Origin of the sequence: Planococcus sp. YIM B11945 (assembly GCF_050864155.1) — a bacterium.
In the GTDB taxonomy this organism is placed as follows: Bacteria; Bacillota; Bacilli; order Bacillales_A; family Planococcaceae; genus Planococcus.
Map to the genome: position 1 here is coordinate 18,707 of NZ_JBOZWR010000005.1, position 25,195 is coordinate 43,901.

At 44.4% G+C, this 25,195-nt stretch carries 39 protein-coding genes and 1 riboswitch; of the genes, 33 read left to right on the forward strand and 6 right to left on the reverse strand.

Annotation, left to right across the window (positions count from 1 at the left end):
• Positions 1 to 6: 6 nt before the first annotated feature.
• From ACRRQV_RS11340 to ACRRQV_RS11395, 12 genes are all read left to right on the forward strand, one after another.
• Entirely contained in the window at positions 7 to 201 is a 195-nt protein-coding gene (locus ACRRQV_RS11340; RefSeq protein WP_432530858.1) for a GNAT family N-acetyltransferase, read from the forward strand.
• Between the two features lie 57 nt (positions 202 to 258).
• Entirely contained in the window at positions 259 to 654 is a 396-nt protein-coding gene (locus ACRRQV_RS11345) for an NUDIX hydrolase (protein ID WP_432530860.1), read from the forward strand.
• 11 nt (positions 655 to 665) lie between these two features.
• Positions 666 to 1,112, forward strand: a complete 447-nt coding sequence (locus ACRRQV_RS11350) for a GNAT family N-acetyltransferase (RefSeq protein WP_432530863.1) — start codon at positions 666 to 668, stop codon at positions 1,110 to 1,112.
• Between the two features lie 12 nt (positions 1,113 to 1,124).
• On the forward strand, positions 1,125 to 1,604 hold the full coding sequence (locus ACRRQV_RS11355) for a GNAT family N-acetyltransferase (protein ID WP_432530866.1): 480 nt from the start codon (positions 1,125 to 1,127) through the stop codon (positions 1,602 to 1,604).
• Positions 1,601 to 2,089 carry a dihydrofolate reductase gene (locus ACRRQV_RS11360; protein ID WP_432530868.1) on the forward strand — a complete coding sequence of 163 codons (489 nt, stop codon included), beginning with the start codon at positions 1,601 to 1,603 and terminating at the stop codon, positions 2,087 to 2,089. Before ACRRQV_RS11355 ends, ACRRQV_RS11360 begins: the two co-directional genes overlap by 4 nt.
• Before the next feature lie 12 nt (positions 2,090 to 2,101).
• The gene (locus tag ACRRQV_RS11365) at positions 2,102 to 2,563 is read left to right on the forward strand and encodes a GNAT family N-acetyltransferase (protein WP_432530870.1); all 462 of its coding nucleotides are present in this window, start codon (positions 2,102 to 2,104) and stop codon (positions 2,561 to 2,563) included.
• Between the two features lie 49 nt (positions 2,564 to 2,612).
• Entirely contained in the window at positions 2,613 to 3,008 is a 396-nt protein-coding gene (locus ACRRQV_RS11370; RefSeq protein ID WP_432530872.1) for a GNAT family N-acetyltransferase, read from the forward strand.
• 18 nt (positions 3,009 to 3,026) lie between these two features.
• Positions 3,027 to 3,443 carry an NUDIX hydrolase gene (locus ACRRQV_RS11375; RefSeq protein ID WP_432531312.1) on the forward strand — a complete coding sequence of 139 codons (417 nt, stop codon included), beginning with the start codon at positions 3,027 to 3,029 and terminating at the stop codon, positions 3,441 to 3,443.
• Positions 3,444 to 3,457: 14 nt separating this feature from the next.
• On the forward strand, positions 3,458 to 3,877 hold the full coding sequence (locus ACRRQV_RS11380) for an NUDIX hydrolase (RefSeq protein WP_432530874.1): 420 nt from the start codon (positions 3,458 to 3,460) through the stop codon (positions 3,875 to 3,877).
• A 96-nt stretch (positions 3,878 to 3,973) separates the two neighbouring features.
• Positions 3,974 to 4,498 carry a sigma-70 family RNA polymerase sigma factor gene (locus tag ACRRQV_RS11385; RefSeq protein WP_432530876.1) on the forward strand — a complete coding sequence of 175 codons (525 nt, stop codon included), beginning with the start codon at positions 3,974 to 3,976 and terminating at the stop codon, positions 4,496 to 4,498.
• Positions 4,491 to 5,657, forward strand: coding sequence for a hypothetical protein (locus ACRRQV_RS11390; RefSeq protein ID WP_432530878.1), 1,167 nt, complete (start codon positions 4,491 to 4,493; stop codon positions 5,655 to 5,657). Before ACRRQV_RS11385 ends, ACRRQV_RS11390 begins: the two co-directional genes overlap by 8 nt.
• Positions 5,658 to 5,774: 117 nt before the next feature.
• A complete protein-coding gene (locus ACRRQV_RS11395; protein WP_432530880.1) occupies positions 5,775 to 6,083 on the forward strand; it encodes a hypothetical protein in 309 nt (102 codons plus the stop codon).
• A 273-nt stretch (positions 6,084 to 6,356) separates the two neighbouring features.
• On the opposite strand, the gene ACRRQV_RS11400 is transcribed toward ACRRQV_RS11395, so the two are convergent.
• Positions 6,357 to 6,719, reverse strand: a complete 363-nt coding sequence (locus tag ACRRQV_RS11400) for a hypothetical protein (protein ID WP_432531314.1) — start codon at positions 6,717 to 6,719, stop codon at positions 6,357 to 6,359.
• Positions 6,720 to 7,050: 331 nt separating this feature from the next.
• Between ACRRQV_RS11400 and ACRRQV_RS11405 the strand changes: the two genes are divergently transcribed.
• Entirely contained in the window at positions 7,051 to 8,466 is a 1,416-nt protein-coding gene (locus ACRRQV_RS11405) for a purine-cytosine permease family protein (protein ID WP_432530882.1), read from the forward strand.
• A gap of 51 nt (positions 8,467 to 8,517) precedes the next feature.
• Here ACRRQV_RS11405 and ACRRQV_RS11410 read toward each other — a convergent pair whose 3' ends face one another.
• Positions 8,518 to 8,916, reverse strand: coding sequence for a hypothetical protein (locus tag ACRRQV_RS11410; protein ID WP_432530884.1), 399 nt, complete (start codon positions 8,914 to 8,916; stop codon positions 8,518 to 8,520).
• A 224-nt stretch (positions 8,917 to 9,140) separates the two neighbouring features.
• Here ACRRQV_RS11410 and ACRRQV_RS11415 point away from each other — a divergent pair, with 224 nt between their 5' ends.
• From ACRRQV_RS11415 to ACRRQV_RS11445, 7 genes are all read left to right on the forward strand, one after another.
• Positions 9,141 to 9,671 (forward strand): hypothetical protein, encoded by a 531-nt coding sequence (locus ACRRQV_RS11415; RefSeq protein WP_432530886.1) that lies wholly within the window; start codon positions 9,141 to 9,143, stop codon positions 9,669 to 9,671.
• 104 nt (positions 9,672 to 9,775) lie between these two features.
• Positions 9,776 to 10,225, forward strand: coding sequence for a flagellar assembly protein FliW (fliW, locus tag ACRRQV_RS11420; RefSeq protein WP_432530888.1), 450 nt, complete (start codon positions 9,776 to 9,778; stop codon positions 10,223 to 10,225).
• Between the two features lie 3 nt (positions 10,226 to 10,228).
• Entirely contained in the window at positions 10,229 to 10,453 is a 225-nt protein-coding gene (csrA, locus tag ACRRQV_RS11425) for a carbon storage regulator CsrA (protein ID WP_432530890.1), read from the forward strand.
• A gap of 177 nt (positions 10,454 to 10,630) precedes the next feature.
• Positions 10,631 to 11,632, forward strand: coding sequence for a flagellin (locus ACRRQV_RS11430; protein ID WP_432530892.1), 1,002 nt, complete (start codon positions 10,631 to 10,633; stop codon positions 11,630 to 11,632).
• A 358-nt stretch (positions 11,633 to 11,990) separates the two neighbouring features.
• Complete coding sequence (locus ACRRQV_RS11435) at positions 11,991 to 12,089, forward strand: flagellin (protein WP_432531316.1); 99 nt, start codon at positions 11,991 to 11,993, stop codon at positions 12,087 to 12,089.
• 60 nt (positions 12,090 to 12,149) lie between these two features.
• Positions 12,150 to 12,350, forward strand: a complete 201-nt coding sequence (locus ACRRQV_RS11440) for a YjfB family protein (protein WP_432530894.1) — start codon at positions 12,150 to 12,152, stop codon at positions 12,348 to 12,350.
• Between the two features lie 52 nt (positions 12,351 to 12,402).
• Entirely contained in the window at positions 12,403 to 12,624 is a 222-nt protein-coding gene (locus tag ACRRQV_RS11445; protein ID WP_432530896.1) for a hypothetical protein, read from the forward strand.
• A 17-nt stretch (positions 12,625 to 12,641) separates the two neighbouring features.
• Here ACRRQV_RS11445 and ACRRQV_RS11450 read toward each other — a convergent pair whose 3' ends face one another.
• Both ACRRQV_RS11450 and ACRRQV_RS11455 read right to left on the reverse strand, forming a co-directional pair.
• Positions 12,642 to 12,944 carry a hypothetical protein gene (locus tag ACRRQV_RS11450; protein ID WP_432530898.1) on the reverse strand — a complete coding sequence of 101 codons (303 nt, stop codon included), beginning with the start codon at positions 12,942 to 12,944 and terminating at the stop codon, positions 12,642 to 12,644.
• Positions 12,945 to 13,181: 237 nt separating this feature from the next.
• Complete coding sequence (locus ACRRQV_RS11455; RefSeq protein WP_432530900.1) at positions 13,182 to 13,520, reverse strand: hypothetical protein; 339 nt, start codon at positions 13,518 to 13,520, stop codon at positions 13,182 to 13,184.
• Between the two features lie 179 nt (positions 13,521 to 13,699).
• Between ACRRQV_RS11455 and ACRRQV_RS11460 the strand changes: the two genes are divergently transcribed.
• From ACRRQV_RS11460 to flgL, 13 genes are all read left to right on the forward strand, one after another.
• A complete protein-coding gene (locus ACRRQV_RS11460; protein WP_432530901.1) occupies positions 13,700 to 14,416 on the forward strand; it encodes a glucosaminidase domain-containing protein in 717 nt (238 codons plus the stop codon).
• A 160-nt stretch (positions 14,417 to 14,576) separates the two neighbouring features.
• Complete coding sequence (flaG, locus tag ACRRQV_RS11465; protein WP_432530903.1) at positions 14,577 to 14,918, forward strand: flagellar protein FlaG; 342 nt, start codon at positions 14,577 to 14,579, stop codon at positions 14,916 to 14,918.
• A 21-nt stretch (positions 14,919 to 14,939) separates the two neighbouring features.
• Positions 14,940 to 16,421 carry a flagellar filament capping protein FliD gene (fliD, locus tag ACRRQV_RS11470; protein WP_432530905.1) on the forward strand — a complete coding sequence of 494 codons (1,482 nt, stop codon included), beginning with the start codon at positions 14,940 to 14,942 and terminating at the stop codon, positions 16,419 to 16,421.
• Positions 16,421 to 16,810: a flagellar protein FliT gene (locus ACRRQV_RS11475; protein WP_432530907.1), complete on the forward strand. Its 390-nt coding sequence runs from the start codon at positions 16,421 to 16,423 to the stop codon at positions 16,808 to 16,810. Before fliD ends, ACRRQV_RS11475 begins: the two co-directional genes overlap by 1 nt.
• 18 nt (positions 16,811 to 16,828) lie before the next feature.
• Positions 16,829 to 17,206 carry a flagellar export chaperone FliS gene (gene fliS / locus ACRRQV_RS11480; protein WP_432530909.1) on the forward strand — a complete coding sequence of 126 codons (378 nt, stop codon included), beginning with the start codon at positions 16,829 to 16,831 and terminating at the stop codon, positions 17,204 to 17,206.
• A gap of 38 nt (positions 17,207 to 17,244) precedes the next feature.
• On the forward strand, positions 17,245 to 18,042 hold the full coding sequence (gene motA / locus ACRRQV_RS11485; protein WP_432530912.1) for a flagellar motor stator protein MotA: 798 nt from the start codon (positions 17,245 to 17,247) through the stop codon (positions 18,040 to 18,042).
• Complete coding sequence (motB, locus tag ACRRQV_RS11490; protein ID WP_432530914.1) at positions 18,032 to 18,799, forward strand: flagellar motor protein MotB; 768 nt, start codon at positions 18,032 to 18,034, stop codon at positions 18,797 to 18,799. Before motA ends, motB begins: the two co-directional genes overlap by 11 nt.
• Positions 18,800 to 18,820: 21 nt before the next feature.
• Positions 18,821 to 19,240 (forward strand): flagellar basal body-associated FliL family protein, encoded by a 420-nt coding sequence (locus ACRRQV_RS11495; protein WP_432530916.1) that lies wholly within the window; start codon positions 18,821 to 18,823, stop codon positions 19,238 to 19,240.
• A 261-nt stretch (positions 19,241 to 19,501) separates the two neighbouring features.
• Positions 19,502 to 19,819, forward strand: coding sequence for a hypothetical protein (locus tag ACRRQV_RS11500; RefSeq protein WP_432530918.1), 318 nt, complete (start codon positions 19,502 to 19,504; stop codon positions 19,817 to 19,819).
• 20 nt (positions 19,820 to 19,839) lie between these two features.
• Positions 19,840 to 20,115 carry a flagellar biosynthesis anti-sigma factor FlgM gene (gene flgM / locus ACRRQV_RS11505; protein ID WP_432530920.1) on the forward strand — a complete coding sequence of 92 codons (276 nt, stop codon included), beginning with the start codon at positions 19,840 to 19,842 and terminating at the stop codon, positions 20,113 to 20,115.
• Positions 20,116 to 20,144: 29 nt separating this feature from the next.
• Positions 20,145 to 20,627 (forward strand): flagellar protein FlgN, encoded by a 483-nt coding sequence (locus ACRRQV_RS11510; RefSeq protein WP_432530922.1) that lies wholly within the window; start codon positions 20,145 to 20,147, stop codon positions 20,625 to 20,627.
• A gap of 21 nt (positions 20,628 to 20,648) precedes the next feature.
• Positions 20,649 to 21,848: a flagellar hook-associated protein FlgK gene (gene flgK / locus ACRRQV_RS11515; protein WP_432530924.1), complete on the forward strand. Its 1,200-nt coding sequence runs from the start codon at positions 20,649 to 20,651 to the stop codon at positions 21,846 to 21,848.
• Between the two features lie 24 nt (positions 21,849 to 21,872).
• A complete protein-coding gene (gene flgL / locus ACRRQV_RS11520; RefSeq protein ID WP_432530926.1) occupies positions 21,873 to 22,745 on the forward strand; it encodes a flagellar hook-associated protein FlgL in 873 nt (290 codons plus the stop codon).
• Positions 22,746 to 23,213: 468 nt separating this feature from the next.
• On the opposite strand, the gene ACRRQV_RS11525 is transcribed toward flgL, so the two are convergent.
• Together ACRRQV_RS11525 and ACRRQV_RS11530 are read right to left on the reverse strand one after the other, a co-directional pair.
• On the reverse strand, positions 23,214 to 24,032 hold the full coding sequence (locus ACRRQV_RS11525; protein ID WP_432530928.1) for a flagellar hook-basal body protein: 819 nt from the start codon (positions 24,030 to 24,032) through the stop codon (positions 23,214 to 23,216).
• Positions 24,033 to 24,045: 13 nt separating this feature from the next.
• Positions 24,046 to 24,885, reverse strand: coding sequence for a flagellar hook-basal body protein (locus ACRRQV_RS11530; protein ID WP_432530930.1), 840 nt, complete (start codon positions 24,883 to 24,885; stop codon positions 24,046 to 24,048).
• A 209-nt stretch (positions 24,886 to 25,094) separates the two neighbouring features.
• Positions 25,095 to 25,179: riboswitch (cyclic di-GMP riboswitch) on the forward strand.
• Positions 25,180 to 25,195 lie beyond the last annotated feature (16 nt).

Genomic DNA, 25,195 nt, shown 5'->3' on the forward strand with positions numbered 1-25,195 from the left:
CACCGTGTGGATTTGCGGGTGCTGGAATTCAATCAACGCGCCATTAAATGCTACGAGAAATGCGGATTTGTCCAAGAAGGCGTGGAGCGGGAAGGCGCGCTCATTGAAGGGAAGTACGAGACGGATATTTTTATGAGCATTTTGGACAGGGAGTATGAAACTGTGAAGGAAATATTTGTGCAGCCGGTTATTTTTCGATGATGGAAATTTAGGGGAGTAAAATGCAGGAAATAGACAATGACGTAAAGGAGGGGTTTTTTGAGGGATAGAGGTTCAGCAGTTTTAATAAAGGACAAACGAGTGGTGTTGATCAAACGGGTGCGGGAAGAAAGCACCTATTATGTGTTTCCAGGCGGGGGCATCGAACCCGGCGAAACGCCAGAACAAGCGGCAGAACGAGAAGCGTATGAAGAGCTTGGCGTTGAGATTTTAGCGAAGGAATGCCTTGCGATTGTCCAACATAACGGCACGCAGTTTTTCTTTTTGGCAGAGTTGCTTTCAGGTGACATTGGAGTGGGAATAGGCGAGGAATTTACCGATCCCGAAAGAAACCGAGGAACGTATGAGCCGCTGTGGGTTGCGTTTGAACAGTTACCCTGGCTGGATGTGAAGCCGCGGGAAGTGGCTGAAAAAGTTCACGCTTTATACGGTTGAAGGGGGAAGCCATGGACATCCAGTTTATCAAATTGCGAAAAATTGCAGGCACAGAATATGTGCTAAGCTTTTTGCAGCTCCATGAAAGCATATTCGGAGCTGACAAGGATTTATTGAATAAAATCGAATCCAAGCCCGAAACCCTCATCTTTCTGGCACTTCATGATTCGCGAGTCGTGGGATACAAAATGGGCTATCGGTTAGATGAACAAATGTTTTACAGCTGGCTCGGTGGCGTGGATCCGGCATACCGTGCGCAGGCAATCGCTTCTCGCTTGATGGAGCTGCAGCATAACGATTTAAAACGAGCCGGCTATAAAAAGGTGCAGACTAAAACGAAAAACAAATGGCGCAGCATGCTGATTTTGAATATCAAATCAGGGTTTGAAGTGGTGGATACTTACATAGATGACGACGGAGAAACGAAAATCGTATTAGAGAAAAAGCTGGCAGAGTAAAGGAGCTGGACGATGGGCTATGAATTTATTCGTATGACGCAGAATCAGGCAGAAGACATCGCGGGCAACTGGCATTACGAAGGCGTTTTTTCATTTTATGATATTGAAGCGGATAAAGAAGACTTAGCCGACTTTTTGGATGCAGAAAAACGGGGCGACTTGTTTTTTTCAGTTCTGGAAGCTGGACAATTGGCGGGCTTTTTCAGTTTTGATGAATGCGGCAATGCGGTGGATATTGGTCTTGGCATGAGGCCTGATTTGACGGGAAGGGGCCGCGGCCAAGCGTTTATAGCGGCGGGCATGAGGTTTGCGGAACAAACCTTTAACCCGGAACAGCTGACTTTGTCCGTAGCTACGTTTAATCAGCGCGCCATCCGTTTGTATAAGAAGATGGGTTTCCGGGAAGTCGCGGCCTTTCAGCAGGAAACCAATGGCGGCCATTTTGAATTCTTGAAAATGGTTTATGCGTGTGAAAGAGGCGGCGAGCGATGAATGTATCGTTGATCGTTGCCATGGACCGCAACCGGGTGATTGGAAAAGACAACGACATTCCGTGGCGGCTTCCGAGAGACTGGGACTATGTAAAGAAAACGACGCAAGGCTGCCCGATCATACTCGGCCGGAAAAACTTCGAATCAATTGGCCGGGCATTGACGGGAAGACGGAACATCATTTTAACGAGAAGCCATGCAGACTTTCCGGGCTGCGAAACGGCACATTCGGTCGAAGACGTATTCAACCTGTGCCAAGGCGAAGATGAAATTTTTATCTTCGGCGGCCAGCAGATCTACGAGGCTTTCATGCCGTATGTCGAAAAAATGCATATCACGAAAATCGACCATGAATTTGAAGGGGATACGTATTTTCCGGAAGTGGATTGGGCAGAGTGGCAAGAAGTGTCGGTGGAAAAAGGCATAACCAATAAGGAAAATTTATATGCTTATGCGTTTCATGTGTATGAACGAAAACACGGATAGGAGGAATGGCAAGTGGCAACCGAGCTGGTGTTTCGATTGGCAACTGAACAAGACTTGGATGAAATTGTGGCGATGCTTGCAGACGATACGTTGGGAAGTACGCGGGAACGGTATGAACAGCCGCTTCCGGAAAGCTACACAAAAGCTTTTCAGGCGATTTCTGCAGATGCCAACAATGAGTTGGTGGTGGCCTGTCTTGAAAACAAAGTGGTCGGCGTCTTGCAGATTACGTTTACGCCGTATCTCACGCATCAAGGCGGCTGGCGCGCAACCATTGAAGGGGTGCGGACTTCTTCTTCGGCGCGCGGCAAAGGCATCGGGTCGGAACTCATCCGCTATGCAATTGGGCGCGCAAAAGACCGCGGTTGCCATTTGGTGCAGCTGACGACCGACAAAAAGCGGGAAGACGCCCTACGTTTTTACGAGCAGCTTGGCTTTACCGCGACGCATGAAGGCATGAAATTGAAATTATAAATCATACATTGAAAATAAAAGCTGGAAGACCCTCGTGGAGGTGTTATAAATGAATGCAAAAATTTTAAGCCACGCGGACCGGCCAATCAAAGCCAGTGAACTGATGAATCTTTATCAAGATGCGGGCTGGTGGCCGGAGCGAAGCGAAAAGGATATCGAAAACATGCTTAAACGTGATGTTTCGATGGGTGTATGGAGCGAAGGCCGGCTGATCGGATTCGCACGCGCCATCACAGACGGCAAGTTTCGGGCTTATATTGAAGGCGTCGTAGTCCACAGCGAATGCAAAAAGAGCGGAATTGGAACCGAACTGATGGAAAAGCTAGTGGAAGAACTCACCCATATCGACGTCATCAGTTTGTTTTGCGGAGAAGAATTGATTCCCTTTTACGAACAAAATAAATTCAAGCCCAACAACTCGCAAGTGGTCATGCACCGGAAATGAAATGGGAGGTCTTTCGTGATGAAGCGAGTCGATGTGGCGTACGCCTTGATTTACAATAAAGAAGAACAAAAAGTGTTGGCCGTCCAGAATAAAGGTGCAAGCTGGTCGCTTCCGGGAGGCGCAGTGGAAAAGGGTGAAACCTTGGAACAAGCCGTCATCCGTGAAGCACAGGAAGAAGCGGGAGTAACCATCCGAGTCGGAGAAGTCGTGGCTGTAAATGAGGCTTTTATGAAAGAGAGCGGCCACCATGCTTTATTCATTACCTTTCGAGCTCACATCATTAGTGGAGAATGTGCCATTCAGGATAGGGATGAAATTTTAGACATCAAATGGGTCGGGCTTGAAGAAGCGGATCGCTTGATGCCGTATCATTCTGGCGGAATCAAAAAACTGCTTGAAGCTTCTTCTGTCTATACTTTTCAAGGAATAACTTAACGAGAGGTGTTCATATGAAAAAATGGATAGGTGCTGCAGGCATTTGCTTGAATGGCAACAACGAACTATTAATGGTGCTGGAAGGCGAAGGGAAATGGACCGTTCCGACCGGAGGCGTCAACGCGGATGAGACAATCGAAGACTGCGTCATCCGGGAGATTTGGGAAGAGACGGGCTACATAGCGGAAATCAGCGAAAAGCTCCAAGTGAAAACCGGGGTGTACGAGGAAATCCAAATCGCGTACGAGGCCCATTATTTCTTAGTCACCATTATCGGCGGAAACGCGCAGATTCAAGATCCCGATAATCTGGTTTTGGATATTGCGTGGAAAACGGAAGCGGAACTAAGGAATTTGGTAATGAATTATCCGGAAGACCGGAACTACTTGCTGGCGCAATTTCGTAAAACCCGCACCTCGGGCTTTCTTGTCTAACTTCTTCGGATGTTCTCCGAAGAAGTTTTTTCGTGAAAATGAAACCCAAAACCCGGCAGCATTGTCTAACTGTCAGCTAAGCAAGGGGGAGAGAAATTGGAGAAGTGCGAAAGAGACCGGCTATTGGTCGAAGCGATGGATGCGTATGGCCATTATTTAATGCGGCTCGCGTATTCGTTTGTCAAAGATCAGACGAAAGCGGAAGACATTGTCCAGGACGTGTTTATCCGCTATTACCGATCGGCCGAACAATTTGAAGGGCGTTCGAGCATCAAAACTTATTTGTACCGCATCACCGTCAACGAATGCCGCAATTATTTCAAAAGCTGGGCGTACCGGAAAACGGAGCTTTCCCAATTTCTGAGTCCTTTGCGTTCCCCGGAACCGTCAGCAGAAGATGGTGTGCTGTCGGCCGAAAAAAGCGAGAGTGTGGCGCGGGCAATTGAAAAACTGCCGCACAAGTATTCCGAAGCGCTGTGGCTGCATTATTATGCCGATTTTTCCGTGGCGGAAATCGCAGACATTTTGAAGTGTTCCGGTAATACGGTCAAAACCCGCCTGGCAAGAGGGCGGAAAATGGCCGGCATCGTATTTGTAGAGGAGGGAATTGACCATGCATGATGAACTGAAGCAGCAATTGGATCGCTCGGTACCAACGCACATCACGTTAACGGAATTAAAGAAGCGGGAAATTTTACGGGAAGCGCAAAACGAAGCACAGGCTAAACGGTCCTTCCGTCTTCCGAAAATGATGCCAGCATTGGCAAGCGCAGCCGTCATCGGATTATCAGGGTTACTGGGCTATCCATACGCCGTGGAAAATGGCTGGTTTGCCAAAAGCACGTTGCAGGCAGTGGTGATTCCGGACCATCCGTATCCGGTGCTGATCAATGCAGAATATGCAGATGAAAAAGGCGCGCTCATTTATTCGGACGAGCAGCGGATTTATTCGTTTGCCATAAGCACGCAAACGGAAACGGTTTTGGCGGAGGCAGCGAAGAATGCCAAAATCCGTGAAATAGCGTTTGAAAACGAATGGGTGGTATGGCAAGAGGTAGTTGAGAAAGATGGTGTGGGTTCTTCGTCATTGAATATCCTTAATCAGGAAAGCGGGGAAATTGAAACAATCGAAAATGTAGACGTCAGCGCCTTGGCTATTGATGGCGATATGTTGAGTTATTTGGCAATAGGCGTTGAATTCACAATACCGGCATATAAGTTGTTGAACTTACAGACGCTGGAAGAGCCGTTTGAGCACGTGCTGGTAGGTGTTGGATCAAACAGCCGGCCATCGTTTGAAGAGGGGCTTTTGGTCATTCCTGAGCGAGTAGAAAAAGCCGACATGACCGAAACGACGTTTTGGGTTTACCAGGCGGATGATCAAAGCCGAATTGATGAATACACCGTGCCGTATGAAGCTGCCGTCAATGTCACCCTGACAGATGGAAAAATCTTTGCCCAGCTGTCAAATGAGGAGAATACCATTTCGGTACTCGGTTATATCGATTTAGCGACCGGAAAATTGGTGGAAATCAAAACGCCGGAGTTTTTGGACTATGCCGTATACGGAAAGTATGTGGCGCTGCGTATTCCGAAAGGGGAAACAGATACAGTGAAACTGTTTGAAATCGAGGGTAGAGGCGTCAAAGAACTGCAGGCGTTCAATTCTGTCAAAGAAAGGCTCGTCAAACCGCGTTTTTCGGAAGCCGGCACCTTGCTCGTCAACGGAGAGGGCGCAACGTTATCCATGTATCTGCAAGACACCTCGGATCTTGATTAAAGTTAAAAATCTGCTTTAACAAATCGTCAACTTCTCCGTCTACCTTTGAAAGAGGGGGAATGGCAATGAAAAAGGGATTAATGGGAATTTTACTGATGTTGTTCATCTTGGCAGGCTGTGCCGGTCATCTCCTTCGGCAATTCGGAAGCTTCCTGGGCATATGCATTTGTAAAATACGACGGCATCAGCTACGAAATAACTGTTGAAAAAGTGGCGGAACATGAGGTCGGAGAACTGCTTGGCGAAGTGAAGCGGAATATGGCAGATATGGATACTGTAAGCAACTACGTCGAAACCGATTTTGATTCAAACGAGCTGGATCCCGGCACCCGACTGTTCGCGTTAAAAGAAAGCAACCCGCATGAAATTGTTTACGAACGGGACGGCGCATCTTTTATTGCCCGGAATACGGAAATCGAAGAATAAAAACAGGCAACATCCTGTTTGCTTCTTGTAAAAAAATGGATAGAGGATTAATCTTGTTTTAAAAGCCATTTTCCGTGGCTGAAGAATCAAGACAGGAAGCGGGAGAGAAAGATGTTTACATTGTTTCAAAAGAAATGTGCGTTTTGCAAAAAGAAAGCAGAAGAACCGCGCAAGTATTTCGATGACCAGCAAAAACCGATTCACGTGTGCTCGAGCTGCGTTTCATACGCCGAGCGCCGGGCTTTTCAAAACCGATAAAACAGGCAGCCGATCCTACTGGTCAGCCGCCTGTTTGATTAATTCGCCGTAATACGCTTGTGGGTCGGAAATGTGGTTGTCGATGAAGAACTTCGCTTCTTGCTTGAACAGGTCGATGTAATCCATTTCGTCCATGCTCATATCGCCCAATGCTTCGACCGAACCGGTAACCGTAATGGTGTCTTGCTTTAAATCGACCTTCACGGTCATGTAAGGGCGCTTTTTGTAAGTGACAACGCCGATTGCTTGCTGCTGTTCGAGGTCAACATGGGTCACTTCGCTTTTCACGCCGGTTGCCTTGAATAAGGTATAGCCTGTTCTTCGTCTTCTTTTAATCAAAACCCCTATAAATAAGGCGCCTGCAATCAACCATCTCATTTTCACGTAATCCCCTCCAATCGTTTTTACTTCTCCGTGAAGGGGGAGAACTCCTTTTGAAATCCAGACAAACCAACTTCCCTACCAGATTTTTCTAAGCTTTTGGATTTTCCATTAACTGTGTAAACCATAAGGCCTAAGAATGACTTTAAGGCAGAAAATAAATATGCTACTACAATCTATGTTACGCTTAGAAAGCAAGTGTTTTTATCTGTCCAACGAGATTTTTTTGTGGGCGGGTGATGCCACCTGTTTTTTTTATTATTGTACGGGAAAAGCGAGAAGGGTTTCCGTTTTTCAATAAGGCCATAAAAGAAAGGAAGTTGATTGAATGAGATCTGATATTACTGCAGATCGCGAGTTTTTTGAGAAGGAGCCAAAGCCCCCGGAAATGCCAGGAGATTATTCGTTTGACCGCGTACCGCGGGAAGAACGGAAGATGGGTTGGCTGAGCATCATGAACATCACGTTCGGCATTGCGACAGCTATTTTTTATTTTCAGATGGGCAGTGTTATGGCGCTTCAATTTGGAGCGGTAAATGCCATCATTTCAGCGGTTTACGCCATCATTGTTGCAGGAATCCTCGGCTCCATCATTGTGTATTTATCCGCAAAATCCGGCATGAACGTCAATTTGTTATCCCGCGGAGGATTCGGCTATATCGGAGCCTCATTAACCTCATTAATTTACGCATCGAATTTTATCATGTATTGTGCTTTCGAAGGCATGATCCTGGTGTCCGCCATCCATGCTTATTTCCCCGCAATCCCCATGTGGATTTTAATTGTCGTCTTCGGCACCATCGTCATTCCGCTAAACTGGTTTGGCATCAAACAATTGGACAAATTGCAGAAATGGTCATTGCCGCTTTTCGGCGCATTTTTGATCGCGGCCATCGTCTTTGCGTTCAACCGGCCTTCTTTATATGAAGGAAGTTTTTGGACCTACATGCCTGAAGGAGTCCAAGCCGGCGGCACAGCACTGCTTCTTTGCATCGGCATGCAGCATGGCATAATGGGGCTGACGGCGCTGATCGCTTCGGATTACGCGCGTTTCCTGAAGCCGAAAGACTTGAAAATCGGCTCAATCGCCATTGGGTTTATCCCGCAGATTTTCTGTTTCGGCGTCATGGGCGGCCTTGGCATTTGGTTCGGCGTGACCTTAGGCGAATCAAACCCCGGTGTCTACATTGTAGTCTTGCTGGGGCTTGGCGGCGTGCTGTTCACGGCACTTACGCAAATCCGCATCAACATCACGAATATTTACAGCAGCTCGCTGTCGCTTTCGAGTTTTTTCGAAAGCATGTTCAACTTTACGCCAGGCCGGCGCTTTTGGGTCGTGGTGGCAGGCGTAGTCGCAATGGCATTGATGCTTGGCGGCATCATCGACCATTTGGACATGGCGATGACGTTCCAAGGCGTGGCGCTTATGAGCTGGGCTGCGATTTTGGTAGCCGATGCCCTGATCGTGAAAAAGCTCTTGAAAATCGGGCCGGGCTATTACGAATCCAGACGAGTGAATTTGTATAAATGGAATCCCGTCGGCGTCATTTCACTTCTCGTGCCGACCGCACTCGGTACGATCGCAGCGCTCGGTTACATGGGCACGTTCCTGCAAAGCACAGCCGCGTTTTTCGCAGCGATTTTAGCTGCGACTATGACAGTGGTGCTCGCGGTGCTGACAAAAGGCCGCTATTACGCGAAAAAAGAAGCAATGGATATTCCGGAAGAAGATTGGATTGCTTAATCAGACAGCACCCGTGGAAAATGGGTGCTGTTTTTATTTGGGAAAACAACGTTACTCTTCGAAAAAACCGGCAATATAGTCATAATCAATCGCCTGGTTTTTGGCTGTATAGAAAAAGCCTTTCGAGCGGATGGTGTCCGCTGAATTAATGATCAGTTCCTTGACAGCTTTTCCCTTGTCATTGTAAATAGTCATGTTGAAACTATAACCCATATAGCCGAGTGACGGTTTGTCTTTTTGAAACGTCACGCTGTTTAAATTCTGGATAATATGGGCAATGTCTGCTTTCTCCTTAATTTCCACTTCAAATCCCTTGCCACCGTCAAAAACGGTGATTTTTGAGATATCAGACGGAGTCAGGTTAGTAATGTGGCGCGGAATATAGGTCAAGCTGTAGAGAAGAACCGCAGCCAGCAGAATTGCTCCAAAAATCACCAATCGTTTTTTCAACTCATCGCCTCCAAGATTTTATTTCTCCATTAAATGAGCATTCTCCTTTAATGCGTGAAGAATAATTCCTGTCTAAAAAATTCTCTTTGTGTAAAGATAGGGGAGGTAAACCACTGGAAAAGAGGAAACGCATGGATAAGCAATATTTTGATTTGATGTAGTTTTTTGAAGGGTACGTTCGCAATTACCGGCGCTTGAATTTATCTAATGACCATAATCGCTCAATGTTAACACAGCGGGAAATCGCACATTTTGCGACGCTTGGTGAAATGCTGGGGTTCGATGCCTTTATAGAAGATTCAAAGTTTGACCAGACAAAAGGACGTTCGCGACCGATGGACTTGTCTTGGTGGAAATGGGATCCAAAAGATTCCGAGAACTATGCATACCTTGCGCTTCACTTGGAACGCGAGAATGTTTGGGGAAAAGCTATAGAAACCATTGAAAAACTTTTTTCGAAAACCGATGAGGGCTTCGTTCCGCATAATGTCATAGGAATCCAGCGAATCGCATCTGGAGAAAAAATTTCCGCTTTGAATTGCATGGTTGCTAAAAAGAATGCCGTACAACAGTCTGTCGCTTTAATGATTTACCGTTATGATGACGCGGAGCCGGGAACGGAACGGATTATCGCCTGTTATTTTAAAGCTGACGGCACTCTTGAAACTAAAGAAGCAATCGCCAAATTGGATCAGTCGAATTACTGGTATATGGTTTATGAAGAAGAGCAACAAGCAATCCAAAAGAAGACTTAACTTTCTACTTGTACATAAATTTGATGATTAAACTGTTTAATAAATCCCGTTTGTGCAAAAATAAGAACTAGCATGAAAACCGCAAAGAAACGAGGGAATACAAAATGAAAATCCAAACAGAACGTTTCGGTGAACTGGAGCTGCCAGAGAACCGCGTCATTACATTTGCCAAAGGCATTCCAGGCTTCGAAGATTACAAAGAGTACGTGTTGCTGCCAGCAGATGAAACAGGCGAGACGCCGTTCTTTTTCCTTCAGTCGACTGAACACGCAGAAGTCAGCTTCTTTTTGGTCGATCCGTTTTCATTCTTTGAAGACTACGACGTGAAGCTCGCAGATCAACAGGTCGAGCGTCTTGCACTGGAAGACCCATCAGATGCCATCGTCCTAACAACCGTCACTGTCAAAGGCGAGATGAAAGACGCAACAACGAACCTTAAAGCGCCGCTCGTCATCAACAACGCCCAACAGCTCGGCATGCAAATTGTCCTGGACAATAAAACTTACCAAATCAAACAGCCGTTATTCCAAACAGCTGACGCAAGGCAGGTGTAAGCGATGCTCGTACTCGGAAGAAAAAAAGGCGAATCCATCATCATCGACGACGACATCGAAATCATCGTCACGGCGGTTGAAGGGGAAACAGTGAAACTTGGCATCAATGCGCCAAAGCATATTACGATCCACCGGAAAGAAGTGTACTTGGAGATTCAAGAAGAGAACAAACGGGCGATGTCGAATGTTATTAACTTGAGTGATTTTTTGAATATGAAGAAACAATAATAATGAGGAGTCTGCAGATTTGATGCAGGCTTTTTCTTTTTTAAAAAAGAATATAAAAAAGTTTTAAAAAACGCTAAACATTTTCTTAAACCCCCCGATATAAATTATGTAAGGAAGTTCAAACGGATTTGAACCCTGACAAAAACAAAAAAACATATTACACGGAGGTAATACAAAATGATTATCAATCACAATATCACAGCTTTAAACACACACCGCCAATTGAGCACAGCAAGCAGCGCTCAGGCAAACAGCATGGAAAAATTGTCTTCAGGTCTTCGCATCAACAGCGCGAAAGATGATGCAGCAGGTCTTTCAATTTCTGAAAAAATGCGCGGACAAATTCGTGGATTAGAACAAGCAGGAAAAAATGCTCAAGACGGTATTTCATTGCTACAAACTGCAGAAGGCGCTTTGAATGAAACACATTCTATTTTACAGCGTATGAACGAACTAGCTACTCAAGCTGCAAACGGTACGTTAAGTGAAAATGATAGAACTGCTGTTAAAGATGAAGTTACAGCTTTAAATACTGAAATTGATAGAATCGCTTCTGCTACCAAATTCAATGGACAAACATTAATTGACGGTAAATTTGGAACGCAATTGGATGCTGCTTCTACTATGGCAGTGGGGACTGCAGGTGTAACTTCTATTGATATTAGTGGAGCGGAAAGTGGTACAACTTATACACTAGCTAAGACAACTGATGGAATGGAATTATCAGATGGAAAAGGTAATGCGCAAACAGTTACAAATACAGAAGGCGATGCTGGTGTTTTAGATTTCAGTCAATTAGGAGTCAAAATTGGTGTGAGCGCTAACTGGACAGAAGCAGCTACTGTTGGAACTGTTGTTACAAACACTAATGACAAAGTTACTCTTCAAATTGGTTCTGAAAATTCTACTGACCAACAGCTAGGACTTTCTATTAACAAGATGAACAGCGATGCAGATTCTTTAAATACGAAGTCGATTGATGTAACAACTGCAACTGGTGCACAAGCAGCAATTACAGTTATTCAAAAAGCGATTGATAATGTTTCTTTGGAAAGATCTAAGATGGGTGCAGCTTCAAACAGACTAGAACATACAATCAACAACTTATCTAGTACTTCTGAAAACCTAACAGCTGCGGAATCACGTATCCGCGACGTTGATTATGCCGAAGCCGCGTAAGCGAGCAGAGGTACAGTCGTCCTAACTGGTAACGGTTAGAGATTACGATCGGGTGAATTGCTGGAAACCCCTTATAGCTTTTATTGCCACAACGCAGCTGGAAACGGCAGACGTGACGGTTTGAAAAAATAAAAGATTGGGCAATCAGCAGCCAAGCTCCTGTCTCGAAAGAGTGGAGAAGGTTCAACGACTAGGATAGACCATCTAAGGCGCAAGCTATGGTGATGAAATCCGTAGGTGACACAGTGTACATCAGCACTGATTGATCCGAAGTGCCCGACCCCTACTAACACTAGAGGGTGAAGATATAGTCTAGTCATTTATGAAAGTAAATGTTCGCACGATGGCGAAAGAGATGATGAACCAAACTAAGAACTCGATTCTTAGCCAAGCAGCACAAGCAATGCTAGCGCAAGCAAATCAGGCTCCGCAAGCAGTTCTTCAATTGCTACGTTAATCTTAAGATAAAAATGGGAGCCTATTTATTAGGCTCCTTTTTCTATAAGGGGGAAATCTCATGGATATTGCCGCATTATCAATGGCATTGAGCCAAGCAAGCATTCGCCAAGAAGCAACGGTTTCGGTCATGAAAAAGACGATGGACCAAGCAGAATCTAACGGACAAGGCATTATTAACATGCTTCAAGATTCTAACGTTAAAATGATGGAACAATCTGTTCAACCTCATATTGGCGGTTCGATTAATTTAAGATTATAAGTTTAAAGGCTGTGGATTTATCCATGGCTTTTTTTAATTCGGAGGAATTAAAATGTACAAAGAGCATCTTGAACAAAAGCTTCAATGGACTAAAGAACAAATTCAGTTGTTAGGTGAAATGGAGTTGCTATTGCAACAAATGAAAGATATAGCTGTATATGCAGCAGACAATACCCTTTCTGTAAATGAAATTGAAAGACTAAACGCAGAGTTAAATGCCTTGCCAGAAGAATATGGCATTCTTGAAGCGCAGCGGCATACCTTATTTCATTGAAAAGCTTTAACTAATATTTATAACTGAAAGCACAACTCGGTTAATTGGCTCACGTTCAATCCGGTCTTTTGTTTTAATCGGCTAAGAATTTTCCTTGGATCATCGTTTATTTTTATTTGATAGGGTTTTGTAGCTATCAAATGATTTCGCATAGAAACATAGCTTTTAAAGAATTTTGCTGGATCTTCAGTTAAAGCGGCTAATAATGGGAGTTTCTTATATTGCTCATTAATTTCGGTAGTCGGTTTTGTAAGGATGAAATCTATTGGCAAGTAAATGGTTGAACGCGATGCGATTTTCTTAGGTTCGCTTGGCATCAATGTTTTTCTGCACATAGACCCATGAATAAAAGGTTCGATCAATTTCAAAAAGTAGATAATTTGAAATTGATCATATAAGATGAGTCGATTTTGAGCGTCTAGGGAAAAGAGAAGATTAAATTTTTCATAGAGGAAGACAATTAGAAACTGATTTTCTAATAAAGAAAAGCTGTCAGTCGATAAAATTACTTTTTTGGGAATGCCCTTCTGTTGCTTAAAATGGCCATCGTCCTGATACTACCAAGCTAAGGACTTCTCATTAAAATATTCTTTGATATAAGCAACAGGCAATACTTTTTTTGATTGAGGATACCAGATTTCATAAAGAGCAGAAATTTCTTTTGAAGTTCGCGACTGAACCGTATAACATTCTGTAAAACCGGCTTTGACTCGGTTATCGATAATCTTTCTGTACTTAGGAGGGCTTAAAGGAAGAAAAGAAGACAATTGTTCATAACAATGATCACTCCAACCTTTATCTTTAATGGAATGGGTAAACTGAAAGCGTGGTTTTCTTCTATCTTGTTTTGTTAAACATCCGTCACCAAGTAATTTTTCACATACTAGATCATGCATTACTAACCCTCCTTTAGCTTTAGCCAATTATCTTTGTATACCCCTTTTTTATTTTCCCTCCATCATTTCTCCTATTCTTTTTACCTTCGATATCTAGTAGAATTATCATGCGTTCACTTTACCAAAGGGTGGGAAATTTATTAATGACAAGTCCAATTTCTTCTAACTTGCTAAACTACATGAATATGGCATCTATGACACAAGCTATGCCTTCTATAAATCAAACGGGATCTTCCATGAGTCCAATCGGAAGCGGCATGGACAGCAATTCGTTGTTTATGATGCTTTTGCAGGCAGCGATGCAGGGAGCGCAACAACAAACGCCTTCGTTATCCCAACAGCCGATCGTAAACAATCAATTCTTCATCCAAATGCCGAATACGTTTAATCCTGTAAGCACTCCGGCTGCTGAAACAAGCCAAACGACATCAAAGCCAATTGATACAAGCTTGACTCCGGTTGCTACAAGCACAGCAAACCCAAGCAGTTTGGAATTCAAGCCCGTCCAGTTCATGAAGATGGACAGCGATCTTGAAGGGAAGTTGAGCGGAGCAGCGGTGCACTTTATCAATGCCGGGAAGAAATACAATATCGATCCGAACCTACTTTCATCAATTGCCATTCATGAAACTGGCAACGGTTCATCGAGAGCTGCCAATGAAAAGAATAACGTGGCGGGCATGATGGGCAAGAACGGCCTTCGAAGCTATAACTCGGTTGAAGAAAGCATTTTTGACATGGCGCGGAATTTACGACAAAACTATTTGGATCAAGGCAAAAGCACAATTGCCGAAATTGGAGCTAAGTACGCCCCGGTAGGTGCATCGAACGATCCGACTGGCTTGAACAACCACTGGACAAATGGTGTCACCCGCAATTTCAATAATTTCGCATGAGCAAAGCCGATTCTTAATGAATCGGTTTTATTTTTTGCGAAATATTAATTTTAAATACCCCTAAAAATTTCTTCCTGAATGCCGATAACTAATATAGAGAACGGTTGAAGCTTCTTATATATTCAGCCAATAGACGATCGAGTATAAGGGGGAATTACTGATGGAAGTGCAAAACCTGCCCAGCATTGGATATCCGAAAAAGTTAGAGCCGATTGAAGCTGTTTTTCCGGTTCAAGTTTTGAAAGAACATGTAATGGAAGAAACAATAGAAAATTTCCCGAAAGAAAAACTGCTTCCGAAAGTGGAAGAAATGAACGAATTCTTGGAAACCGTAACGACTGGAGTAAAGTTTCAGCTGCATGAAAAGCTGAACGTCTATTATGTTCAAGTCATCAATACGAATACAGAAGAAGTGTTAAAAGAAATCCCTTCAAAAAAATTCCTCGACATGTACGCATCGATGGCGGAATTTGCGGGATTGATAATCGACGATAAGGCGTAACAATTGGAAGGAGAATGCTACATGGCTTTACGAATAGGCGGATTAGCCTCAGGCATCGATACGGATTCATTGGTAAAAGAAATGATGGCCGTTCAAAAAATGCCTTTAGATAAATTAACACAGCAAAAAACATTTACGGAATGGCAACAGACGGCATTACGGGATATGAACTTAGAGTTTTCAAATTTGAGGTCGAGTGCGAGTAACCTACGTCTAGAATCTTCATTCAATGCATACACTGCAACTTCTTCAAATTCGACTAGTGTCACCGTTGAAACCACAGCCAGCGCGGTGAATGGCTCCTATACTGTAGAAGTGATTAGTGTGCCTAAACCAGCTACATTAACCTCTGCAGCTCCTATTATGAAAACGGTCAATGAAGCAGCAAAATCAACAGATGTTATGGGTATAGCAGGAACAATATTAGTAACAAATGGCACGACAAATATTAACGTGAAAATCACAGATACCATGACTTATGCAGACATTGCTAGAGAGCTTCAAAATAAGACGGCTGGGAGCATTCCAGAGCTGCGTGCAAGCTTTGATAATACAACGTCAAGATTCTTCATCTCTACTAAAGGTATGGGTGAAAAACAAAATTTCACTCTTCAATTCGCCGATCAAACGATAGCGGATAAAGTGTTGAATAATGGAAAATCAACTCAAACTACTACAAATGCCGTAGATGGTTCGATAAAATTTGATGGCATTGAAATCAATGGCTTAACAACAAATAAAACAACGGTTAATGGCTTAACTTTGAATCTTATCCAAGCTGGCGGAGGAGCATCAATAATTAATGTACAGTCGAATCCGGATAAACCGGTAGAAATGATTAAAAATTTTGTGGAAAGTTATAATAAAACAATCACAGATCTCGAAAAGAAATTAGTTGAAAAGCGTTATTCGGATTTCCAACCACTTTCAGCCGAGCAAAAGAAAGATATGTCGGATAACGAAATTGAACTTTGGGAAGAAAAGGCGAGAAGTGGTTTGCTACGCAACGACCCTATTTTGAGAAAAGCGGTACAAGATTTGCGAAGAGCATTTACGGATGAAGTGAAAGAGATTCCAGCTGGAAATATCAGGCTTCTCTCTCAAATTGGCATTAGTACTGGTTCCTGGTCTGAAGGTGGCAAGCTTTTCATTAATGAAGACAAATTAAAAGCGGCATTAACGGAAAAACCTGATGAAGTCATGCAGTTATTTACGTACAAAGATGCCGGAACTGGAAAAGGCGTTGGCGATCGAGTCTATGCTAATCTTAATGAAATTGTCAAAAACTTAAGTAGTCAAGCGGGAAGCACATCTAGTTTAGTAGATAACAGCACAATTTCAAAAAAAATTAAACAAATGAATGAGGATATAGCCAGATGGCAAGAAAAATTAACAACTATCGAAGATCGATACTGGCGCCAGTTTACCGCGATGGAAAAAGCACTGAGCCAGATGAACTCACAAAGCACATGGATGCAGCAGAATATGTTTGGAGGCTCGTAATGATTGACTATCAAACAGATTTAAAACACATCCTTCAGTTAACGGAAGATGTTTTGGCACAGGCCCAAGCGATTAACGCACAAATGAAAGAAAATGAAGCGGGACAATTGGAAGACCTGGATTCGCTTTTTGACAAAAGAGGCAAAGCGATTCTTCGCTTGGATGCGTTGATGCAGCAGAAATTCATCCGTTGGAATGACGAAGACCGGATACTCATCAGCCGGCTGCAACAAGCGGAGCAGCAGCTTCAGCCGCTCATCACCGGTCTGCATCAAGCATTTTTGAAGCAAATCAACCGCATGAACCAAACAAAGCAAGTATCGCAAAAATACATTGGCGCCTACCAAAACATGGCGACCGACGGATCGTTTATTGATAAACGGAATTGACCTTTAGGAGGATCACGAATGGCAACGATTAATCCTTACCAAGCGTATCAGCAAAACTCAGCAATGACGGCTTCGCCGCAAGAGTTGACATTGATGCTGTACAACGGCTGTTTGAAATTCATCAAACTGGCGAAACGCGCAATGGCGGAAAAGAACTACCAGGAAAAAAACACGAATATCATCAAGGCCCAGGCAATTGCCCAACAATTGCGTATGACGCTCGATATGGATATTGAAATCTCCGAGAATTTGGATGCGCTATACGAATACATGTACACGCGCTTGATTGAAGCCAACACAAAAAACGACGTAACGATATTAGAAGAAGTAGAAGGCTATGCCTTAGACATGCGTGACACATGGAAACAGGCAATGGGCATTGCAAAAGGCAACTAGAGAAAAAGATTATCTTAAGAGTGAAATGAGGGTTTGGTGTGGATAAAACATCATGGTTAGGCGTAATACTTGGATTTGGTGTACTGGTTGGCGGAATGATTTTAAAAGGATCGGATCCACTTGCGCTGTATAATCCGGCGGCATTGGTCATCATATTCGCCGGAACGGCGGCCTGTATACTGGTTGCCTTTCCGATGAACGAAATAAAGAAAATCCCGGGCTTGTTCAAAGTGCTTTTCGGGGATACAAAATTACTTTCGATCAAAGAAATGATTCCTATGTTTACTGGATGGGCCATGACGGCAAGAAAAGAAGGGCTTTTGGCTTTGGAAGAACAAGCGGAAGAAGTGGAAGACCCATTTTTGCAGCGCGGCTTGAAAATGGTCGTTGACGGCCAGCCGCAAGAGTACATCCGCGAATTGATGGAAGAAGAAATCGCGGCAATGGAAGAACGCCATGAACTGGGAGCGAAAATTTTCACCCAAGCTGGAACGTACGCGCCGACGCTTGGGGTATTGGGCGCTGTTATCGGTTTGGTTGCAGCACTTGGCCATTTGGACGATGTGGCCTTGCTTGGTAAATCGATTTCAGCCGCGTTTATTGCGACGCTGTTCGGGATTTTCTCGGGGTATGTATTGTGGCATCCATTCGCTAATAAACTAAAGCGGAAATCGGAGCAAGAAGCGAAGATGAAGCTCATTATGCTGGAAGGATTGCTTGCGGTGCAAGAAGGCCTTCCTGTCCGTACCGTAGAAGAAAAATTATTGACGTACTTGCCGGCGAAAGACCGGATTCTTGAAAAAGAAGAAAAAGTAGGTGCGGAAGTTGAAGCGTAAAAAAAAGCATGAAGAACATGTCGACGAATCATGGCTCATTCCTTACGCCGATATTTTGACGCTGCTTTTGGCGCTTTTCATCGTTTTGTTTGCGGCCAGTGAAGTGGATTCGAAAAAATTCGAAGCCATTTCCCAGGCGTTCAATAGTGAGTTGGAAGGCGGAACAGGCGTTTTGGAGCAGCAAGCCGCAGTCGAAACGTTCGAAGAAACGTCGCCGATTCCCGAAGTCAGCGAAGAAAATCCTGCTGGCAAAAGCAAAGAAGAAATCGCAGTCGAACAAGATTTTAAAGAATTAGGCGACCTTCAGGAAAAAGTGGAAACCTATATTAAAGAAAAAGGGCTGGCACCGCGATTGCAAACCAAATTGACAGCAAAAGGCTTGCTTTTGACCATTAAAGAAGGCGTGCTTTATACGCCGGGAAGTGCGGATATGTCAGCAGAAGCGCAGAAAATTGCAGTGGAAATTTCGAACTTATTGATTACGGACAAACCCCGGTTCATTTACATCGAAGGCCATACGGACAATGTACCGGTCGCGCAATCAGGAAAATACCCGTCAAACTGGGAACTGAGCGCAGGACGCGCCATCAATTTCATGAAGTTGCTTCTTGAAAATGACCAGCTCGATCCGAAAAAGTTTAGCGCGACAGGCTACGGAGAATTCCAGCCGCTGACTTCGAACAAAACCGAAAAAGGCCGGGCTGAAAATCGCCGAGTGGAAGTATTGATTTCACCATATACAGAAGAAAAAGAATAATAGAGGTGCAGCATGGGGAAAATGAAAGGCACGTTAATCGTAATTATCGCAGTAGCCGTAATTGGAGCGGCTGCTTGGTTTTTCTTGTTGAAAGACAAGGAAGCGGGGGCTGAAGAAGAAAAAGCATTGACGGCAGAAGAAGTTGCCGCACTTAGCATTGATACAGATGTCATTACGACGAATTTAGCATCAGAAGGCCATTTCGGCATCGTCCAGTTCAATATTTTATTGAGCGATGAAGACGCGAAGCACGAAGCGGAAAAACGCACGGCAGAAGTGCGGGCAGCGATTATTTCGACAGTGGCAGGCTTTACAAAAGAGCAATTGATCGGCAAAGACGGCATTGAAACATTGGAAAAAGAACTATTCAATAAACTAAGCAAGATTGTTGAACACGGAGAAGTGGAACGCGTACTCGTCACAGAATTTAAAGTGCAATAAAAAAGTTAGCATTCAGTGGCAGGTTCTTGCTGTTGAATGCTACTCGTTTTTTACTGAAATAAATCAGATTTCTGCTAAACATTTCGGACAGCGTGCCGATATACTATTTATAAAGAGATAAAGAATCAGGTGATGGACATGCAGACAGACCGACTAGATAATTGCAGCAGATGTGGCAGGTTGTTTCTCAAAGATCATTCTGATTGCTGCTTAGATTGTTTCCAAGAAATCGAGCAAGAATTTAAAAGCGTGGCGGAATTTTTGAAAAGTCCGTATAACCGCTATGCAACTACTGAGGACGTCAGCAAATTCACCGGCGTTTCGCTCAAACGGATCGCTGATTTTATTCGCGACGGCCGCGTTTACGCTGAAGACTATCCCAATCTGGGTTACGAATGTGCCCATTGTGGTAAACTCATAAAAAGGCAAGTGCTCTGCACCGACTGCTATACGCAGTTTTCCGACGACGTCAACAAAGCGTTGAAGCGCGAAAAACTGACCGATGGGATCAGCAGCAAGCAAACGGCCGGATCAACCGAAAGAACCGCACAGTACTGGAAGTTGAGGAAAGACAAATAAAACGGCAGGGTGGTGAGGGAATGAATATCGATAAGACAACAGGCTCTTCTTATATTCAATCTTATCAAAAGCAACTGCAAGTAGCTCCAACAGCAAAAGCCAAATCGGCGCAAAAAGAAGACCAGCTGCAAATCTCAAGCCAGGCAAAAGAAATGTTTGAGAAAAAGACAGAAGCAGTAGACACGGAACGGCAAGAAAAAATCAATCTGCTAAAAGCCCAGATCCAATCCGGCGACTACCAGGCCAACAGCAATAAAGTGGCTGAAGGAGTTTTCAATTTCTGGTTCGGCAAATAGGGGATGGCCTTAACAGAGGAGGCTAAGAAATGCTCGCAGCAATCGCCGCAAAACTAGAAGAACTAAGCGACGTGCAAAAACAATTGCTCGATGTCGCAGAACAAAAACGGCTGATCATCATTGAACGGAAAATAGAAGATTTGAATGAGCTGGTGAAACAAGAAGCGGGGCTCATCGATCGGCTTAGTGCATTGGAAAGCGAACGGGAGCAATTGGTTGAAGAATTTCTCAAACAACACCCAACGCTTAGCTTCCAAGAAGCGATCAGCCAAACGCGTGATGAACTGGCACAGAAAAAAGTGCAAATGCAAATGGCCGCTCTGCAGCAAGGCATGACCGATTTGCAGGCAAAAAACAAAGTGAACGAGCGGCTGTTAAAAGACGCGATCCATTTTGTCCAGCACATGATCGAGCAAGTCACAAAGTCAAAACAGCAAAACTTCAATTACCAATCGCCCATGCAAACAAAATCAACGACAGCGAGCCGCGGGTTTTTTGATACAAAAGCTTGATAACAGGAAAGAGGGAAAGACATGGTTTCAACATTTCACGGATTAGAGCTTGGCAAGCGCGGATTAGCGGTTACCCAGGCCAACATTACAACGACCGGCCAAAACATCGCAAACGCCAATACGAAAGGCTATTCTCGCCAACAAGTAAACTCCAGCGCGTCGCCTTCGCTTGATATTTGGACAGCGAACGGCACCGGCCAATTGGGGACCGGCGTCTCGCTTGACTCGATCACCCGTGTGAGAGACCGCTTTCTCGACAGCCAGTACCGCGACCAAGCGTCAAACCTTGGCAAAGCGGCGATTGAGCAAGATACATACGACCGTTTGGAAATGGCGGTCAACGAACCAAGCGACACTGGCCTTCGTTCTGCGATGGACCAAGTGGAAGCGGCTCGCCAAGATTTGGCGAACGACCCTGACAGCCCTGCAGCTAAAGCGGTTTTAAAAGAACGCGCAGCGGCGTTTCTGGATACAGCGAAATCGATGAACAAATCGATGGACAACATCAAGGGGGATCTGAACTTGCAGCTGGACGAATCGGTTGCGCAAGCGAATGATTACCTAAAACAAATTGCTGAACTAAACAAAAGCATCAAAGCAAACGGCAGCCAGTCGAATGATTTGAAAGATAAGCGCGATGTATTAGTGGAAGAGCTTGCCAAACTGTTGCCGATCGAAGTAAAAGAAGTGGGCGGCATGTACACAATCAAGTCGAATGGGGCTTCTCTTGTAGACAACACCACACCGCCAGCTGAGCTTACAGCCGCTTCGATTACGAAAGATACGGGCGGAAAGTTGGGCGGCATCGTCCAATCGTTGGAAAATGTAGGAACGGTCAAAGGCCAATTGGAAACAATGGTTTCTCAGTTTCAAGCGGAAACCGGCGATTTGATTAGCGGAGACGGAATTGACAACATGAGTGTTAATCCCAACTTTACGGACTTAACGAGCACGGCTCCAGCGGGATCAAGCGCCAAAGGATTGTTCCAAAGCCTAGTCAGTGAACTTGGTGCGAAAAGCCAAGCTTCTCAAAATACATTGGCCAACAACGAAGCGGCACTTCTGGCAACAGACAGCCGCCGCCAATCGGTGACCGGCGTTTCGCTTGATGAAGAAATGGCGAATTTAATCATGTATCAACATTCATACAGCGCGGCTGCACGATTGGTGTCAATGACGGATCAAATGCTTGATACCATCATCAACCGCATGGCGAACTAATCGCAGGTAAATGGGGGCAAACAAATGAGAGTCACACAGCAAATGATGCAGCAAAATTCAATTCGCCAGATGAACCAAAACTTGGACCGCTTCAACAAAATCAACAACCAAGTGGCATCCGGCAACAAAATTCAGCGTCCGTCTGACGACCCGAACGGCGTCTCAAAAGCGATGAATTTGAAAAGCGCTTTGGCTGCCAACGAACAATACGACCGCAACACCACCGAAACAAAGTTGTGGATGGATGAAACCGACCAGACAATCGGCGAAATGGTCGATGTCATGCAGCGCGTCCGCGAACTGGCGGTTAAAGGAACCACTGGAACGTTAAACGACACAGATCGCCAGGCGATTCAAGCTGAAGTTACGCAGTTAGCTGAACAAATGCGCACGTTCGGCAACAGCCAAGTGAACGGCAAGTATTTGTTTAACGGAACGAACGTGAAAGAAGCGCCATTTCCTTCAGAAGGCAAGATCGACATGAATGCTTTGGCGATCAACCAAGATTCCAAAATGTTCGCAATTGGCGACGGCGTCAGCATCAAAGGGAATGTCACAGCGGATGAGTTGTTTGGCACAAAAGACGCCAACATCTTTGCTACACTTTCCAAGATTTCCGAAGACATCTCGTCTGCAGATTTAAGCGAAATCGATGCCGATATGAATCGCATGTTAAGTGCAGCTGCTATAAACGGCGCGCGGCTTAACCGGGTAGAAGCGGTTGAAAACCGTGTCGCCGACAGCAACATCCAACTGAAATCGATGTTGTCGAAAATCGAAGACGTTGATTATGCAGAAGCGATGATTCAACTGAAAAGCGAAGAAAGTGTTTATCAAGCAACGCTCGCTGCTTCAGCCAAAATCATTCAACCAAGTTTAATGGACTTTTTACGCTAAACAAAAAGCAATTCGCCTCTCGCGAATTGCTTTTTTTCATGGGCAGAAAAGGCTGGAGTTTTTACGGGGTTTTTGTTGGCTAGGTGTCTCCGGAAAAACGATTTTTACAATGGCAATCAATTTTTCTAAAGGCGTTTTTCCTATTTTAGCAGTATAGTTGGAATGCCATTATTCTTACTTAAAATACCTAAATGGAATAAAAAGTGAATAATATGACTTATCAAAATTCCTGTTTCTTCTATTATATACAAATTAGATAAGGCCTTAGTGTAGGATTTAAAACTTGGAGCAGAAAATCGCTTGCTTATCAGTAGGCTGGTAAACGTAGTTTTTCGTCAAAAAGTTTAATGCTTTTGCGCTATTTAATCGAATGCAAACTGGCAAAGACGTCTGAAGAAAACAGCGAAATTTGCCGAAGGCCAAACCAATAAAAAAAGAGCAGATGCAACTTGGCATCTGCTCTTTTTCTTATCCCTTCATCGTGTTGACTAAGCCCATCATGTCATCAGCGAATTTGATCGATCGCCCTTGGGATTCAAGCAAGCGTTGAGTGGAAATCAATTCCGTCATTTCGTCCGTTAAATCGACATTCGACATTTCAAGTGCGCCTTGGCTAATGTTCACTGTGCCATCGCCAAGTTGCAATGTGCCGTTCGCTAGTTGTTCGGCTTCCGTTCCGGGAAGCTGGTAGTTGTTGCCGCCTAATTTTTCAAGCATGTTTGGCCGGTTGACCGTCGCGATGCTTAATTGGAATTGAGTCGGTTGTTTAGCGGGGTCTTTATAAGTCACTTCAACGAGGCCGTTTTCATTTGTTTTAATGGATTTGTAATCTCCGTCAAAGGAAATCGGCTGGTTGTTGCTGTCGAGCACGGCAGCTCCGCTTGCAGTAACCAAGTTTACTTGGTCGCCGTTAGGCTGAACGTGGAACGAACCGTCTCTTGTGTAAAGCGTTCTTCCTTCAGACGCCACCCGGAAAAATCCGGAATCGCCTTGGATCATAAAGTCGAGCTGGTTACCGGTTTGCTTAATGCTTCCTTGCTCGGTGCGGATACTCGTGTGTGTGTTGATTGCGCCTGCTCCAATTCGGATTCCGTAAGGAGTGGATCGGCCGGCTTCACGCTGCGGCGTCGCTTGCCGTTCAAACGACTGAACCAACGCATCCGAGAAATTTGCTTCTTGGCGTTTGTAGCCTGATGTGTTGACGTTCGAAATGTTGTTGGCAATCATATCGACTTTTTTCTGCAGCTCACGCATTGTCGTGGCTGCTGTATTCATTTGGATATTCATCTAGTTAACCCCCTTAGTAAATCCGGCCGATTTCATTGACGGCTTTTTCCATGCTGCGGTCATACGCTTGAATGACTTTTTGGTTGGATTCAAAGCCGCGGTACGTGCTCATCATCTCCGTCATCGTTTGCGTCAAATCGACATTGGACTGTTCAAGAAACCCTTGGCGGACAAAAGAAGCGGAATTGGCTAAAAGCGGAACCTCTTCAACTGACTGCGGAACATTTTGCGGATTTCCTCCCCAACGCAGCAAGCCTTGGCCTTCTTTCACCAATTGCGCCGGATCTTCGGTATATCCAATCCACAAGCTGCCAGCCGTTGTTCCATTTTCCAAGGAAATCTGCCCATTGTCTTGAATCGAAAACTTCTCGGATCCAACATTTATAGGAGATAAGTCACGTCCTAAGACGGTGTGTCCGTCACTAGTCTTTAAGACCCCATTTTGATCAACGGTAAACTGGCCATTTTGGGTATAACGAATGTCGCCGTTCTCGGTTTGCACCCCGTACATGATGGTGCCTTTTTGCCCAGTGTCCGGATTGACCGGCAGCAGTTCAGACATTAACGCAACATCCGTGGAATTTCCGGTTTCTTTTAATGCGCCTTGCAAAAAAGAAGGAATTCCTTCCTGGGCATAAACCCCGGTGTTCAACGTGCCAATCTTGTTGGAACCGCCTGCAGCAGGGGTGCCTTTGCCCATTGCACTAAGCAACTGCTCCGGAAAAGCGCGCAAGACGGTTTGGTCTTGTTTGAATCCTGGAGTGCTGGCATTGGCCAAGTTATTGGTTAGAATTTGTTGTTTTCGATTATGGGCCATTAAGCCGGATGTGGCAGTGTATAAACCACGAAACATAGACAGGTACTTCCTCTCATTGAAGAATATGATGATTATTTCGTAAGCTTAACACGTATTTAGGAATATTTATATATATTAATGGAAAATACAGTAGAAAAAAATTTTAAAAGAAAAATATACAAATTAATAGAATCATGATACTATGTGTTGGAACATTTATTTTAAAATAGTACAAATTGACGAGTTTAAAATAGAGCAGTTACAAAAACGATAAATGGCAAACTTTTCGAAAGAAGAGGACGCAAAGCCACGGGCCTACGTACAAAGTTATAAGGCAGCCGGGTTGCCGAAAGATGGATTGTTTTAC